Genomic DNA, 14,370 nt, shown 5'->3' on the forward strand with positions numbered 1-14,370 from the left:
TGTGTTATGACCGTTACCCGCAAAGCCTACCGTGCCGCCATCCTGCACAGCATCGCCGACCCGGCCGAGGTGGGCCTGGAGGCTTCCCATGAGTATTTCGAAGACGGCCTGCTGGTGGTCGACGATGGCCGCATCAGCGCCATTGGCCACGCCAGCGACCTGCTGCCGACCCTGGACGCCGGCATCCCGGTGGAGCACTACCAAGACGCGCTGATCACCCCGGGTTTTATCGACACCCATATCCATTTCCCGCAGACCGGCATGATCGGCTCCTACGGCGAGCAACTGCTGGACTGGCTGAACACCTACACCTTCCCCTGCGAAAAACAGTTCGCCGATAAAGCCCACGCCGACCAGGTGGCAAAGATCTTCCTCAAGGAACTGCTGCGCAACGGCACCACCACCGCACTGGTGTTCGGCAGCGTGCACCCGGAATCGGTCAACGCCCTGTTCGAAGAGGCCGAGCGCCTGGACCTGCGCCTGATCGCCGGCAAGGTGATGATGGACCGCAATGCCCCGGACTACCTGACCGACACCGCCGAGTCCGGCTACGCCGAAAGCAAGGCGCTGATCGAGCGCTGGCATGGCAAGGGCCGCCTGCACTACGCGGTTACCCCACGCTTCGCCCCGACCAGTACGCCAGAACAGCTGACCCTGGCCGGCCAGTTGCTCAAGGAACACCCTGGCGTGTACATGCACACGCACCTGTCGGAAAACCTCAAGGAAATCGACTGGGTCAAGTCGCTGTTCCCCGAGCAGAAGGGTTACCTGGACGTGTACGACCACTTCGAGTTGCTGGGCGAGCGCTCGGTGTTTGCCCACGGCGTGCACCTGTGCGACGACGAATGCCAGCGCCTGGCCGAAACCGGCTCGGCCGTGGCCTTCTGCCCCACCTCCAACCTGTTCCTCGGCAGCGGCCTGTTCAACCTGCCCCAGGCCGAGCGCTTCAAGGTCAACGTGGGCCTGGGTACCGACGTCGGCGCCGGCACCAGCTTCTCGCTGCTCAACACCCTGAACGAAGCGTACAAGGTGATGCAGCTGCAAGGCGCGCGACTGCACCCGTACAAGTCGCTGTACCTGGCTACCCTTGGCGGCGCCCGCGCGCTACGCCTGGACGACCGCATCGGTAGCCTGCGCCCGGGCAACGATGCCGACTTCGTGGTGCTGGACTACAAGGCCACGCCGCTGCTGGACTACCGCATTCAGCAGTCCAACAGCATCGAAGAGACCCTGTTCGTGCTCACCACCCTGGGCGACGACCGCACTGTGCGTGAAACCTACGCTGCAGGGCGCTGCGTGCACCAGCGCTAAGGCTCTTTTGCCAGGCCCCGGTAAAGCGCGCCGCCGATTGCAGCACCTATCAGCGGCGCCACCCAGAACAGCCACAGTTGCTGCAGGGCCCAGCCACCAACGAACAGGGCCGGCCCCGTGCTACGCGCGGGGTTGACCGAGGTATTGGTTACCGGGATCGAGATCAGGTGGATCAGGGTCAGGGCCAGGCCGATGGCGATCGGTGCAAAGCCCGCCGGGGCCCGCGAATCGGTCGCACCCATGATCACTACCAGGAACATCGCCGTCATCACCACTTCACTGATGAAGCCCGCACCCAGCGTATAGCCACCGGGCGAGTGGTCGGCGTAGCCGTTTGAAGCCAGCCCCGAAGACAACTCGAAACCGGCCTTGCCGCTGGCGATGAGGTAGATCACACCCGCAGCCAGAATGGCGCCAATCACTTGCGCGATCACGTAGGGCAGCAGCTCTTTGGCCGGAAAACGCCCGCCCACCACCAGCCCGAACGATACGGCGGGGTTCAGATGGCAACCAGAGATATGGCCGATGGCAAACGCCATGGTCAGTACGGTGAGGCCGAAAGCGAAAGCGACACCGAGCACACCGATGCCGAGAGGGGAACTGGCTGCGAGGACCGCACTGCCACAGCCACCAAGGACCAGCCAGAAAGTGCCGATCAGTTCGGCACCCATGCGTTTACCGAGGGACATGCTCATGAATCCATTCCTCAAGAAGTTGAACGCAACGAATGCGCAAGCCCAACTGCTTGATGAAGGTTTGCTCACAAGAATTTAGCAGACCTTTGGCTGATGGCCAGAAATGACTGGGGGCTGCTTTGCAGCCCCCTTCAATCACCTGGGCAAACGATCAACCCTTGGCGGAAACCTTGGGCTTTTTCAGCAAATGCGAGAACACTGCATGCAGATCGTCCGAGGCGCTCTCCTCGTCCAGGTTCAGCTTGCTGTCGATGTGGTCCATGTGGTGCATCATCAGGCTCACGGCCTGCTCGGCATCACGCGCCTCGATGGCATCGATCAGCTGCATGTGCTCGTCATACGAGCAATGCGAGCGGTTGCCGCTTTCGTACTGGGCAATGATCAGCGAAGTCTGCGACACCAGGCTGCGCTGGAAGCTCACCAGCGGCGCATTGCCCGCCGCTTCGGCCAGCTTGAGGTGGAACTCGCCGGAAAGACGGATGCCGGCACCGCGGTCACCGCGCGAAAAGCTGTCGCGCTCTTCGCGCACCATCTGCCGCAGTTCGTTGAGCTGATCCAGGGTGGCGTGCTGCACGGCCAGTTCGGTAATGGCCCGCTCCACCATGCGCCGCGAGAAGAACACCTGGCGCGCCTCTTCTACCGTCGGGCTGGCCACCACTGCACCGCGGTTCGGCCGCAGCAGCACCACGCTTTCGTGGGCCAGGCGCGACAGGGCGCGGCGGATGATGGTGCGGCTGACGCCGAAGATTTCGCCCAGCGCTTCCTCGCTCAACTTGGTGCCCGGCGCCAGGCGCTGCTCGAGGATCGCCTCGAAAATGTGCGCGTAGACGATGTCGTCCTGGGTACCACTGCGGCCGGCCTTGCCGACACGTGCAGGTTTCTTCAGAGGTTGCAGCTGTTCGTTCATGGGCTCTCGAGGCACGAAGAGAAAGTATGGCGCCATTGTACACAGGCTGAGGCGATTCCGCAGGGGGCGTTTTACCTATATAGCCGTTGTACGACGCATTGCGCACACAAAACATAAAACATTATTTGCATTCTTTGTACACAAAAGCATAATCCACCGAGCAACTTCTTGACTCGCGAGTCAATAAAACGGTCAGACGTATGCCTTCCCTCGCGGAGCCGCCAAGTGCATTGCGCAGAAAACTGGCTCCATAACAACAAGAAAGACTTGAGGAGTACCTGCTGTGGAAAGCCGCAAATCCGAAGCCCCTACGCTGGATCTCGCCCCACCGCTCGAAACAAGCTGGCTGGAGCGGATTTTCAAACTCAAGCAACACGGCAGCACCGTCAAAACCGAAATGATCGCCGGGGTGACCACCTTCATCACCATGGCCTACATCATCTTCGTCAACCCCAACATCATGGCTGACGCCGGCATCGACCATGGTGCCGCCTTTGTCGCCACCTGCATCGCCGCCGCCCTGGGCTGCCTGCTGATGGGCCTGTACGCCAACTGGCCGGTGGGCCTGGCACCGGGCATGGGGCTGAACGCCTTCTTCACCTACACCGTGGTCGGCACCATGGGCTACAACTGGGAAACGGCGCTGGGGGCGGTGTTCGTCTCGGGCGTGCTGTTCATGTTCCTGACCTTGTCGAAAGTGCGCGAATGGTTGCTGAACAGCATCCCGGTGAGCCTGCGCCATGCCATGGGGGCCGGCGTCGGATTGTTTCTCGGGCTGATCGGCCTGAAAACGGCAGGCATTATCGTCGACAGCCCCGCCACCCTGATCAAGCTGGGCTCGCTGCATGAGCCGGGGCCGCTGCTGGCGGCAATCTGCTTCCTGCTGATCGCCATCCTTAGCTACAAGCGGGTGTTCGGCGCGATCCTGATCAGCATCATCGGCGTCACCATGGCGGGCTGGGGCCTGGGCCTGGTCAAGTTTGGCGGGGTGATGTCGATGCCGCCGAGCCTGGCACCGACCTGGATGGCCATGGACGTGGCCGGGGTGTTCAACGTCAGCATGATCAGCGTGGTGCTGGCGTTTCTGTTCGTGCACATGTTCGACACAGCTGGCACGCTGATGGGCGTGGCGCAGCGGGCCAACCTGGTGGCGCCGGACGGGCGTATCGAGAACCTGTCGAAGGCGCTGAAGGCGGACAGTGCTTCGAGTGTGTTCGGTGCGGTGGTTGGGGTACCGCCGGTGACCAGCTATGTGGAGAGTGCTGCCGGTGTTGCCGCAGGTGGCCGTACTGGCCTCACGGCTGTGGTGGTCGGCCTGCTGTTCATCGCCGCGATGTTCTTCGCGCCGCTGGCCGGGATGATTCCGGCCTACGCGACAGCGGGTGCGCTGATCTACGTGGCGATGCTGATGATGGGCAGCATGGCGCACATCCATTGGGATGAAGCCACCGACAGCATTCCGGCAATTGTCACGGTGATCATGATGCCGCTGACCTTCTCGGTGGCGGACGGTATCGCCCTGGGCTTCATCAGCTATGTGGCATTGAAGGCGGGTACTGGCAAATACAAGGAAATCTCCGCCAGCCTGTGGGTGCTGTGCGCGATCTTCATTGCCAAGTTCGTGTTCCTCTGATTACCCGCCACACCTGATATTTCTGTCAGGTGTGGCGTTCAACGAATTGGCAGAAACTTCTCAAGGACCTTACTGCGGCAATTGCTGGAGATGGCGCAATGCTCAAAGCTCCTCCGACACCCGTCTATACCCCCTATGGTTACAGTAAGTCCCGCCAAAGCCAGCTGGGCTTCAACGGCGAGTTTCAAGATGCGCTCGGCGGCCTTTACTCACTGGGTAACGGGCACCGCATGTTCAGCCCAACGCTGATGAGGTTCCATATCCCAGACAAGCTGAGCCCTTTCGGCATGGGCGGGTTGAACAGCTATACCTACTGCAAGGCAGACCCGGTCAATCGAGCAGATCCGAGCGGCAGGTACCCTACAGTAGTCAGAAGGGGGGCCAAGCTGCTGGCGGTGGGTGGGGCGACATGGGCTGCAGAAAAAAATCGTGACTTCATCAGTGGGGTCGGGGCCACCAGCATGCGGGCACTCACTCGCGGCCCGCTACAGCCTGGAGACTTCCCCGAGCCCAGATACAACCTTTTTAAAAACGCAAGCAAGGCTGACAGGCCTTTTAACAATGCGGTGAACGGGGTCAACTTCAATCTGGGCACACACGGTGACGGCGCGCTCTCACCACAACAAGCTCACTACTACACAAAAGCAACCTGGTCAGACGAGAGTAATACCACCCTGCATCTTCACAGCACCGCAGGCTGGGCGCTGCAGCTTGCGCAGACCGGAGACCCAGCCGCTGCGACCGGGGCCTTGTTCAATGGTTCCGCCACGTTCATTTCAGGAGTGCTGGACCAAAAGGACTACAAAACGGGAGCGATCTTCCAGTTGTCAGTCAGCGCCGTCCGACAATAAAAAAAGCCCGCCAGTGTGAGAGCGGGCCAAAGGACCTACGAAGATTCTTCTAGCGACCAACTAGCTTCCACGATAGGTCGAATAGCTGTACGGCGAGATCAGCAGCGGCACGTGGTAGTGCTCCTGCGACTCGTCGATGCCAAAGCGCAGCACAACAACATCCAGAAACGCCTGGGCCGGCAACTGCACGCCACGGGCGCGGTAGTAATCACCCGCGCTGAACTGCAACTGGTAAACACCGGTGCGGTAGTCGTCACCCTGCAGCAGCGGCGCGTCGACGCGGCCATCGCTGTTGGTCAGGGCGGTATTCACCAGCTCCAGCTGCTGGCCTTCGACGCGGTACAGCTCGACCTTGATCGAGCTGCCCGGGCAGCCATGCGCGGCATCCAGTACGTGTGTGGTCAAACGTCCCATGCGTGTCGCCTCTTGTTCAATCTGTGGGCAAAAAATACTCAGCCATCGCACCAGCATAGCGCCTGGGGCAGGCGGGAATGACGCCATTAAGACATTCCATTGCCAGATTGTACACAATTTTTTGAACCCATCCGTCGCACCCAGCGTTTCTTGCCCTTAAACGACCCATCGGTCGCAAATACAGGCACGGTAACGAGGCCAACGTCATTAGCTGACCAATCAGGCAGGTTTCTTGCACTGTGTTTCCAGGTCGGCGCCAGGCGACAAAAGGGAAGAAATGCGGAAAAACAGGCTTACAAAAGATTTCAGAAGTTGTATACAATCAGCCCATCCGGTGGTGCGACATACCGACGCGGCCCGCCCACCACCCGCACTAACGCACAAGAAGGAAGACTGCAGTGAGCGCTGACTACCCTCGCGACCTGATCGGTTACGGCAACAACCCTCCTCACCCGCAATGGCCGGGCAACGCTCGCATCGCGCTGTCTTTCGTCCTCAATTACGAGGAAGGTGGCGAACGCAACATCCTGCACGGTGACAAAGAGTCCGAAGCCTTCCTGTCCGAGATGGTCGCTGCCCAGCCGCTGCAGGGCCAGCGCAACATGAGCATGGAGTCGCTTTACGAATACGGCAGCCGTGCTGGCGTGTGGCGCCTGCTGAAGCTGTTCAAGGACAGCGGCGTCCCACTGACCGTGTTCGCCGTGGCCATGGCCGCCCAGCGCCACCCCGACGTGATCCGCGCCATGGCCGAAGCCGGCCACGAGATCTGCAGCCACGGCTACCGCTGGATCGACTACCAGAACATGGAAGAGGCCCAGGAGCGCGAGCACATGCTCGAAGCCATCCGTATCCTCACCGAACTCACCGGCGAGCGCCCGGTGGGCTGGTACACCGGCCGCACCGGCCCGAACACCCGCCGCCTGGTGATGGAAGAAGGCGGGTTCCTGTACGACAGCGACACCTACGACGACGACCTGCCCTACTGGGAGCCGAACAACCCCACCGGCAAGCCGCACCTGGTGATCCCCTACACCCTGGACACCAACGACATGCGCTTCACCCAGGTACAGGGTTTCAACTGCGGCGAGCAGTTCTTCCAGTACCTGAAAGACGCCTTTGATGTGCTGTACGCCGAAGGCGCCGAAGCACCGAAAATGCTCTCCATCGGCCTGCACTGCCGCCTGGTCGGCCGCCCGGCACGCCTGGCTGCACTCAAGCGCTTCGTCGATTACGCAAAAAGCCATGACCAGGTCTGGTTCGCCCGTCGCGTGGATATCGCCCGCCACTGGCACGCCACCCACCCGTACAAGAAAGAGAACGCCTGATGACCGCCTTCAACACCCTCAAGCCCTCCGCCCTGAGCCGTGACGCCTTCGTCGAGGCCTTCGCCGACATCTACGAGCACTCGCCGTGGGTTGCCGAAAAAGCCTACGACCTGGGCCAGCTGAGCGAGCTGGACGAGATCGAGGCGCTGCACCAGCGCATGAGCGACATCCTGCTCAGCGCCAACCACGCCGACCAACTGGCGCTGATCAATGCTCACCCGGACCTGGCCGGCAAGGCCGCCATCCAGGGCGAGCTGACCGAATCGAGCACCAACGAACAGGCAGGCGCCGGTATTCACCAGTGCACCGCCGAAGAGTTCGCCCGCTTCACCGAGCTGAACGATGCCTACAAGGCCAAGTTCCAGTTCCCGTTCATCATGGCGGTAAAGGGCAGTAACCGGCACCAGATCCTCGCCGCCTTTGAAAAGCGCATCCACAACGATGCCGATGCCGAATTCAAGGAAGCCCTGGCGCAGATCAACCTGATCGCCCTGTTCCGCCTGCTGCAGTTGTAAGCGACAGCCGAACCTTTTTCAGTACAACGAACATATAAGAGAGACCCGCATGCGCACCCTGATGATCGAGCCCCTGACCAAAGAAGCCTTCGCCCAGTTCGGAGACGTGATCGAAACCGACGGCAGCGACCACTTCATGATCAACAACGGCTCGACCATGCGCTTCCACAAGCTCGCCACGGTCGAAACCGCCGAGCCCGAAGACAAGGCGATCATCAGCATCTTCCGCGCCGACGCGCTGGAAATGCCGCTGACCGTACGCATGCTGGAACGCCATCCGCTGGGCAGCCAGGCTTTCATTCCGCTGCTCGGCAACCCCTTTCTGATCGTGGTCGCGCCCGTTGGCGATGCACCTGTATCAGGCTTGGTCCGCGCCTTCCGCAGTAATGGCAGGCAGGGCATCAATTACCATCGCGGCGTTTGGCACCACCCGGTGCTCACGATCGAAAAGCGGGATGATTTCCTGGTGGTTGATCGCAGTGGTTCTGGCAACAACTGCGATGAGCATTACTTCACCGAGGAACAGATGCTGATCCTCAATCCCCACCAATAAGAAAAGGTCGATCATCGCTAGGTGATCGGCAGAGGTACATACTGTGGAAGCACACCTTCACGAATGGCTGAACCTGAGCATTCGCTGGGTTCACATGATCACCGGTGTCGCCTGGATCGGTGCATCGTTCTACTTCGTCTGGCTGGAGAACCACCTGAACCGAAGCAACCCGCGCGATGGGTTGTCGGGTGATCTCTGGGCAATTCACGGCGGTGGTATCTACCACCTGGAGAAATACAAGCTCGCACCCCCGAAAATGCCCGAGAACCTGCACTGGTTCAAATGGGAAGCCTACTTCACCTGGATGTCCGGTATCGCCCTGCTGTGCGTGGTGTTCTACTGGAACCCGGCGCTGTACCTGCTGGCCCCTGGCAGCACCCTGAGCGGTGCCGAAGGCGTGGCCATCGGTATCGGCTCGCTGATCGCTGGCTGGTTCATCTACGACTTCCTGTGCGACTCGCCCCTGGGCAAGAAGCCAGCGCTGCTCGGCGGTGTACTGTTCGTGCTGATCATCGCCGCCTGCTGGGGCTTCAGCCTGGTGTTTAGCGGCCGTGGTGCATACCTGCACACCGGCGCGATCATCGGCACCATCATGGTCGGTAACGTGTTCCGCATCATCATGCCGGCCCAGCGCCAGCTGGTGGCGGCGATCGAGAACAACCAGACGCCCGACCCGGTACTGCCGGCCAAGGGCCTGCTGCGCTCGCGTCACAACAACTACTTCACGCTGCCGGTGCTGTTCATCATGATCAGCAACCATTTCCCGAGCACCTACGGTAGCCAGTACAACTGGCTGATCCTGGCTGGTATCGCAGTAGCCGCGGTTCTGATCCGCCACTACTTCAACACCCGCCACGACAGCAACAAGTACGCCTGGACCCTGCCGGTCGGCGCCCTGGCGATGATCTGCCTGGCCTACGTCACCGGTCCGAAACCGATGGCCGTAAGCCCAGAGCAAGCCGCAGCGAAAGTCGAGTACCAGCCGCTGCCTGCGACTGCCGTCGGTGGCAAGACCGCTGCCGAGCAGCGCGCCGAGGACGCCGCCAAGGCTGCCGAAGCGCCGGCTGCTGCTGCGCAGGCACCGGCCCAGGCCGCTGCCCAGGCCGGCGGTGGCGACTTCGACAAGATCCACAATGTCATCCAGGAACGCTGCACCGTGTGCCACTCGTCCAAACCGACCAGCCCACTGTTCAGCGCCGCCCCTGCCGGCGTGATGTTCGACACCCCGCAGCAGATCCAGGCCCAGGCCGCGCGCATCCAGGCGCAAGCGGTCGCCAGCCAGATCATGCCGCTGGGCAACATCACCCAGATGACCACCGAAGAGCGCAAGCTCGTCGGCGACTGGATCGCCAAAGGCGCCCAGGTCAACTGAAACACCCTCCTACAAGGCGACTGAGTCCCCTGTAGGAGCGGCCTTGCGCCGCGAAGAGGCCGGTAAACCCGGCCTCAAACTTGAAGATTCACGCAACAAGCAAGCATCGAGCGTTCAACTGCAAGCGGGAACCCCAGGCTCTCTTCACCGAGAGCCTGCCGCTTGGAGCTTGTCGCTTGGATCCGAGAATAAAAACAAAACTCGAGGTGCTGCATGTCCGAGTCACGCAAGGCGTATATCCCCATTGCGCCGCCGCGCGAACCCTTGCCCTTGTTCCAACTGATCCTGGTTGGCCTGCAACACGTTCTGCTGATGTACGGTGGCGCCATTGCCGTGCCGTTGATCATCGGCCAGGCCGCTGGGTTGTCCCGTGAAGAAGTCGCTTTCCTGATCAACGCCGACCTGCTGGTCGCGGGCGTCGCCACCATTATCCAATCGTTCGGTATCGGCCCGGTGGGCATCCGCATGCCGGTGATGATGGGTGCCAGTTTCGCTGCCGTCGGCAGCATGGTGGCCATGGCCGGCATGCCCGGCGTAGGCCTGCAGGGGATCTTCGGGGCGACCATCGCCGCCGGTTTCTTCGGCATGCTGATCGCGCCGTTCATGTCCAAGGTCGTACGTTTCTTCCCGCCGCTGGTCACCGGTACGGTGATTACCTCGATTGGCCTGTCGCTGTTCCCGGTGGCGGTCAACTGGGCCGGTGGCGGCCATGAAGCGGAAACCTTCGGCTCGCCGATCTACCTGCTGGTGGCCGGTCTGGTACTGGCGGTCATCCTGTTGATCAACCGCTTCATGCGCGGTTTCTGGGTCAACGTGTCGGTGCTGGTGGGCATGGGCCTTGGCTACATCCTGGCCGGCTCCATCGGCATGGTCGACCTGTCGGGCCTGAAAGACGCGCCGTGGTTGCAGGTGGTGACCCCACTGCACTTCGGCATGCCGACCTTCAGCCTGGCGCCGATCCTGTCCATGTGCCTGGTGGTGGTGATCATCTTCGTCGAGTCCACCGGCATGTTCCTGGCCCTGGGCAAGGTGACCGATCGCGAAGTTACTCCAGGGATGCTGCGTCGCGGCCTGCTGTGCGATGCCGGTGCATCGTTCATTGCCGGCTTCTTCAACACCTTCACCCACTCCTCGTTCGCCCAGAACATCGGCCTGGTGCAGATGACCGGGGTGCGCTGCCGCTTTGTCACCATCGTGGCGGGTGCACTGCTGATCCTGCTCAGCCTGCTGCCCAAGGCGGCCTTCCTGATTGCTTCGATCCCGCCTGCTGTGCTGGGCGGCGCGTCCATTGCCATGTTCGGCATGGTCACCGCCACCGGGATCAAGATTCTTCAGGAGGCGGACATCGGCGACCGCCGCAACCAGCTGCTGGTGGCGGTGAGCGTCGGCTTCGGGTTGATCCCCGTGGTGCGTCCGGAGTTCTTTGCCCAGATGCCGCAGTGGATGGAACCCATCACCCACAGTGGTATCGCCATGGCCACGGTCAGTGCCCTGGTGTTGAACGTGCTGTTCAACATCCTCGGTGGCGCCGACCGCGCGGTGCACAACGACGCCTGTCACCAGCATTGAGCCAAACGGGGCGGCGCATTGCCGCCCCTTACTCACATCTGCAGTAACCGCTACGCCGTCGACCCGCCGGAATGGGTCGCCCGGGGCGCCTGCGCGCCAAAAAAACCGCCAACAAAAACAATAAGTCCGGGAATCACAACATGAAGCGCATCACCACGTCCCTGTTGTTGGGCAGCAGCCTGCTGGCCACCCTACCCTCGCATGCAGGCGAATGGCTGCAATGGCATGGCGAAAGCCTGACCTACCTGTATGGCAAGGACTTCAAGGTCAACCCTGATATCCAGCAGACCATCACGTTCGAGCACGCCAACAAATGGAAGTACGGCGACACCTTCATGTTCGTCGACAAGATCTTCTACAACGGCAAGGCCGACGCCAGCAAAGGCGTGACTACCTACTACGGCGAGTTCAGCCCGCGCCTGTCATTCGGCAAGATCTTCGACCAGAAGCTGACCTTCGGCCCGATCAAGGACGTGTTGCTGGCCATGACCTACGAGCGTGGCGAAGGCGACAACGCAGCCTACCTGATCGGCCCCGGCTTCGACCTGAACATCCCCGGCTTCAACTATTTCACCCTCAACTTCTACGTGCGTAACACCGAGGGCAGCCGCCCCGGTGACAACGTGTGGCAGATCACCCCCGGCTGGTCTTACACCATCCCTGTGGGCAGGTCTGACATCCTGATCGACGGTTACCTGGACTGGGTCACCGACAACGACCAGACCCGTCGTGGCACCTATCACGCCAACCTGCACTTCAACCCGCAGGTCAAATACGACCTGGGCAAAGCGCTGAACCTTGGCGCCAAGCAGCTGTACGTGGGCTTTGAATACAGCTACTGGAAGGACAAATACGGCATCGACAGCCGCGGCAACCTGGACAGCAACCAGAGCGTCGCCAGTGCCCTGATCAAAGTGCATTTCTAAGAAACTGACCAAACGCACAAGTTTGAACCACCCCGCTCCAGGACGGAGCACTTGAGGTGCGGCGCGCAAGCCAGTAATCTGCGCGCCCCCTCGATCAGGGCAGAACGGATTCTGCCTGCGTTTACTGACCGCTCAGTCAATGAATACGGGCGGTTGGCCAACGTGTTGCCAGCCTGAAAGACCCTTTTCATCCGTTCAGAACGACGTCGAGCAGGAAGGTTTTGCCAACCCGGAAAAGTTGGCCCGACCCTTGCCAAACAGCTGTGGCCTACCGAAAAAAGCTGACTCAAAAGACAAAAAAAGCGCCATCACCGAGCGCTGACAACAGATCAATCAAGGGAGCGACACTCGCAATGCGTACCATCAACAGCCTGATCCTCGCCGGCGGCCTGCTGGCCTGCGGCACCACCTTTGGCGGCGACCTGCTGCAATGGCAGAACAACAGCCTGACCTACCTGTGGGGCAAGAACTTCAAGGTCAACCCGGCGATCCAGCAAACCGTCACGTTCGAGCACGCCGATGGCTGGAAGTACGGCGACAACTTCATCTTCGTCGACAAGATCTTCTACCAGGGCCAGAAAGACGCCGGCAACGGCCCGAACACCTATTACGGTGAGATCAGCCCACGCCTGTCGTTCAACAAGATCTTCGACCAGAAGCTGGAGTTCGGCCCGGTCAAGGACGTGCTGCTGGCGATGACCTACGAGTTTGGCGAGGGTGACACCGAGTCGTACCTGATCGGCCCTGGCTTCGACCTGGCCATCCCGGGCTTCGACTACTTCCAGCTGAACTTCTACAACCGCACCACCGACGGCAGCCGCGCCGGCGACAATGTGTGGCAGATTACCCCGGTGTGGTCGTACACCATTCCGGTGGGCGATTCCGACGTGCTGATCGACGGTTTCATGGACTGGGTGGTGGACAACGACGAGAACCGCCGCGGCACCTACCAAGCCAACCTGCACTTCAACCCGCAGATCAAGTATGACCTGGGCAAGGCACTGCACCTGGGCGAGAAGCAGTTGTACGTGGGTGTGGAGTACGATTACTGGAAGAACAAGTACGGCATCAAGGACAGCGATGCCTTTACAACTGACCAGAACACCATGAGCTTCCTGGTCAAGGTTCATTTCTGACCTGATCCCTCAGTGCCGTGCTGCGGCCCATTCGCGGGCAAACCCGCCCCACTGGGTCCGCGCCGGGTTCAAGGCAAACGCGGTACCTGTGGGAGCGGGTTCACCCGCGAACCGGGGCAAAGCCCCGGCCATGCAACCTTATGTGGCAGGCCGGATCGCCCGCCACAATTTGCCGGCAACCGCCACCACCGCCAGCACCACGCCACCGGCCAGCACCCCGGCCACGCCGTTGAGCAGTGCCCCGGTCAACGCCCCGCCTCGCCCCTCGCTGAACGCCTCGATGGCATGATGCAGCGGCTCGATGCCATGCACCAGAATTCCACCGCCGACCAGGAACATGGCCGCCGTGCCGATCACCGACAGGCTTTTCATCATGTAGGGCGCAGCCCGCAGGATGCCGTTGCCGACAGCCCGGGTCAGGCTCGATGCCTTTTGGGTCATCCACAACCCCAGGTCATCGAGCTTGACGATGCCCGCCACCAACCCGTAAACGCCGATGGTCATGACGATGGCGATGCCCGACAGCACGATGATCTGCTGGCTCAGCGGCGCATCGGCCACGGTACCCAAGGTGATGGCGATGATTTCCGCCGACAGGATGAAGTCGGTGCGTACCGCACCCTTGATCTTGGTTTTCTCGAACGCCACCAGGTCGACATTGACGTCAGCCACGGCTTCCTTACGGGCATTGTGCTGCGCGTCGTCCTCTTCCTTACTGTGCAGGAACTTGTGCGCCAGCTTCTCGAAGCCTTCAAAGCACAGGTAGGCGCCACCGATCATCAACAACGGCGTAACCGCCCATGGAATGAACGCACTGATCAGCAGCGCTGCCGGCACCAGGATTGCCTTGTTGACGAACGACCCCTTGGCCACCGCCCACACCACCGGTATTTCGCGCTCGGCGCGCACACCGGTAACCTGCTGGGCGTTCAGTGCCAGGTCATCGCCCAGCACACCTGCTGTTTTTTTTGCCGCCACCTTGGTCATTAGCGAGACGTCATCAAGCACCGTGGCGATGTCGTCGATCAGTACCAGTAGACTGCTTCCTGCCATGTTTGCCTGTATCCAGATAGGTGTGTGCCACGGATTCTAGCCCAAAGCCGCTGCCTTGAGCGCCCGTCGAGCGCGGTGCTACCATGCCCGATCCCTCTTAGAGGTGGCCA

At 61.1% G+C, this 14,370-nt stretch carries 14 protein-coding genes; 10 read left to right on the top strand and 4 right to left on the bottom strand.

Annotated elements, in window-relative coordinates; translation table 11 throughout:
- Positions 1–6 precede the first annotated feature (6 nt).
- Positions 7–1,311, top strand: coding sequence for a guanine deaminase (gene guaD / locus JOY50_RS00270; RefSeq protein ID WP_043197248.1), 1,305 nt, complete (start codon positions 7–9; stop codon positions 1,309–1,311).
- Here guaD and aqpZ read toward each other — a convergent pair.
- Positions 1,308–2,006 (bottom strand): aquaporin Z, encoded by a 699-nt coding sequence (gene aqpZ / locus JOY50_RS00275; RefSeq protein ID WP_019472843.1) that lies wholly within the window; start codon positions 2,004–2,006, stop codon positions 1,308–1,310. The genes guaD and aqpZ overlap by 4 nt on opposite strands.
- A 151-nt stretch (positions 2,007–2,157) precedes the next feature.
- Positions 2,158–2,913: a GntR family transcriptional regulator gene (locus JOY50_RS00280; protein WP_012273431.1), complete on the bottom strand. Its 756-nt coding sequence runs from the start codon at positions 2,911–2,913 to the stop codon at positions 2,158–2,160.
- A 283-nt stretch (positions 2,914–3,196) separates the two neighbouring features.
- On the opposite strand from JOY50_RS00280, the gene JOY50_RS00285 reads away from it, so the two are divergent.
- Together JOY50_RS00285 and JOY50_RS00290 are read left to right on the top strand one after the other, a co-directional pair.
- Positions 3,197–4,546 carry an NCS2 family permease gene (locus JOY50_RS00285; RefSeq protein ID WP_138737466.1) on the top strand — a complete coding sequence of 450 codons (1,350 nt, stop codon included), beginning with the start codon at positions 3,197–3,199 and terminating at the stop codon, positions 4,544–4,546.
- Positions 4,547–4,644: 98 nt separating this feature from the next.
- Positions 4,645–5,397 carry an RHS repeat-associated core domain-containing protein gene (locus tag JOY50_RS00290; protein WP_132845325.1) on the top strand — a complete coding sequence of 251 codons (753 nt, stop codon included), beginning with the start codon at positions 4,645–4,647 and terminating at the stop codon, positions 5,395–5,397.
- A 60-nt stretch (positions 5,398–5,457) separates the two neighbouring features.
- On the opposite strand, the gene uraH is transcribed toward JOY50_RS00290, so the two are convergent.
- Positions 5,458–5,811, bottom strand: coding sequence for a hydroxyisourate hydrolase (gene uraH / locus JOY50_RS00295; RefSeq protein WP_003254328.1), 354 nt, complete (start codon positions 5,809–5,811; stop codon positions 5,458–5,460).
- A gap of 398 nt (positions 5,812–6,209) precedes the next feature.
- Here uraH and puuE point away from each other — a divergent pair, with 398 nt between their 5' ends.
- The 7 genes from puuE to JOY50_RS00330 all read left to right on the top strand — a co-directional run bounded on the left by puuE (position 6,210) and on the right by JOY50_RS00330 (position 13,207).
- Complete coding sequence (puuE, locus tag JOY50_RS00300; protein WP_132845328.1) at positions 6,210–7,136, top strand: allantoinase PuuE; 927 nt, start codon at positions 6,210–6,212, stop codon at positions 7,134–7,136.
- Positions 7,136–7,651, top strand: a complete 516-nt coding sequence (gene uraD / locus JOY50_RS00305; protein WP_016488364.1) for a 2-oxo-4-hydroxy-4-carboxy-5-ureidoimidazoline decarboxylase — start codon at positions 7,136–7,138, stop codon at positions 7,649–7,651. Before puuE ends, uraD begins: the two co-directional genes overlap by 1 nt.
- 49 nt (positions 7,652–7,700) lie before the next feature.
- Positions 7,701–8,204, top strand: coding sequence for an ureidoglycolate lyase (locus JOY50_RS00310; protein ID WP_132845330.1), 504 nt, complete (start codon positions 7,701–7,703; stop codon positions 8,202–8,204).
- Between the two features lie 43 nt (positions 8,205–8,247).
- Positions 8,248–9,576, top strand: a complete 1,329-nt coding sequence (locus tag JOY50_RS00315; protein WP_132845334.1) for a urate hydroxylase PuuD — start codon at positions 8,248–8,250, stop codon at positions 9,574–9,576.
- 213 nt (positions 9,577–9,789) lie between these two features.
- Complete coding sequence (locus JOY50_RS00320) at positions 9,790–11,145, top strand: nucleobase:cation symporter-2 family protein (protein WP_012273436.1); 1,356 nt, start codon at positions 9,790–9,792, stop codon at positions 11,143–11,145.
- A 140-nt stretch (positions 11,146–11,285) separates the two neighbouring features.
- Complete coding sequence (locus JOY50_RS00325; RefSeq protein ID WP_243054633.1) at positions 11,286–12,071, top strand: outer membrane protein OmpK; 786 nt, start codon at positions 11,286–11,288, stop codon at positions 12,069–12,071.
- A 353-nt stretch (positions 12,072–12,424) separates the two neighbouring features.
- The gene (locus JOY50_RS00330) at positions 12,425–13,207 is read left to right on the top strand and encodes an outer membrane protein OmpK (RefSeq protein ID WP_016711733.1); all 783 of its coding nucleotides are present in this window, start codon (positions 12,425–12,427) and stop codon (positions 13,205–13,207) included.
- 138 nt (positions 13,208–13,345) lie between these two features.
- Here JOY50_RS00330 and JOY50_RS00335 read toward each other — a convergent pair whose 3' ends face one another.
- The gene (locus tag JOY50_RS00335) at positions 13,346–14,260 is read right to left on the bottom strand and encodes a DUF808 domain-containing protein (protein WP_019471477.1); all 915 of its coding nucleotides are present in this window, start codon (positions 14,258–14,260) and stop codon (positions 13,346–13,348) included.
- Positions 14,261–14,370 lie beyond the last annotated feature (110 nt).

The organism is Pseudomonas sp. BP01 (assembly GCF_022760795.1).
In the GTDB taxonomy this organism is placed as follows: domain Bacteria; phylum Pseudomonadota; class Gammaproteobacteria; order Pseudomonadales; family Pseudomonadaceae; genus Aquipseudomonas; species Aquipseudomonas putida_Q.

Excerpts from the sequence above, each read along its gene's own strand:
- guaD (WP_043197248.1), top strand. The coding sequence starts at position 7 with ATGACCGTTACCCGCAAAGCCTACCGTGCCGCCATCCTGCACAGCATC.
- aqpZ (WP_019472843.1), bottom strand. The coding sequence starts at position 2,006 with ATGAGCATGTCCCTCGGTAAACGCATGGGTGCCGAACTGATCGGCACT.
- JOY50_RS00330 (WP_016711733.1), top strand. The coding sequence starts at position 12,425 with ATGCGTACCATCAACAGCCTGATCCTCGCCGGCGGCCTGCTGGCCTGC.
- JOY50_RS00325 (WP_243054633.1), top strand. The coding sequence starts at position 11,286 with ATGAAGCGCATCACCACGTCCCTGTTGTTGGGCAGCAGCCTGCTGGCC.
- JOY50_RS00280 (WP_012273431.1), bottom strand. The coding sequence starts at position 2,913 with ATGAACGAACAGCTGCAACCTCTGAAGAAACCTGCACGTGTCGGCAAG.
- JOY50_RS00290 (WP_132845325.1), top strand. The coding sequence starts at position 4,645 with ATGCTCAAAGCTCCTCCGACACCCGTCTATACCCCCTATGGTTACAGT.
- JOY50_RS00335 (WP_019471477.1), bottom strand. The coding sequence starts at position 14,260 with ATGGCAGGAAGCAGTCTACTGGTACTGATCGACGACATCGCCACGGTG.
- uraH (WP_003254328.1), bottom strand. The coding sequence starts at position 5,811 with ATGGGACGTTTGACCACACACGTACTGGATGCCGCGCATGGCTGCCCG.
- JOY50_RS00320 (WP_012273436.1), top strand. The coding sequence starts at position 9,790 with ATGTCCGAGTCACGCAAGGCGTATATCCCCATTGCGCCGCCGCGCGAA.
- uraD (WP_016488364.1), top strand. The coding sequence starts at position 7,136 with ATGACCGCCTTCAACACCCTCAAGCCCTCCGCCCTGAGCCGTGACGCC.
- JOY50_RS00310 (WP_132845330.1), top strand. The coding sequence starts at position 7,701 with ATGCGCACCCTGATGATCGAGCCCCTGACCAAAGAAGCCTTCGCCCAG.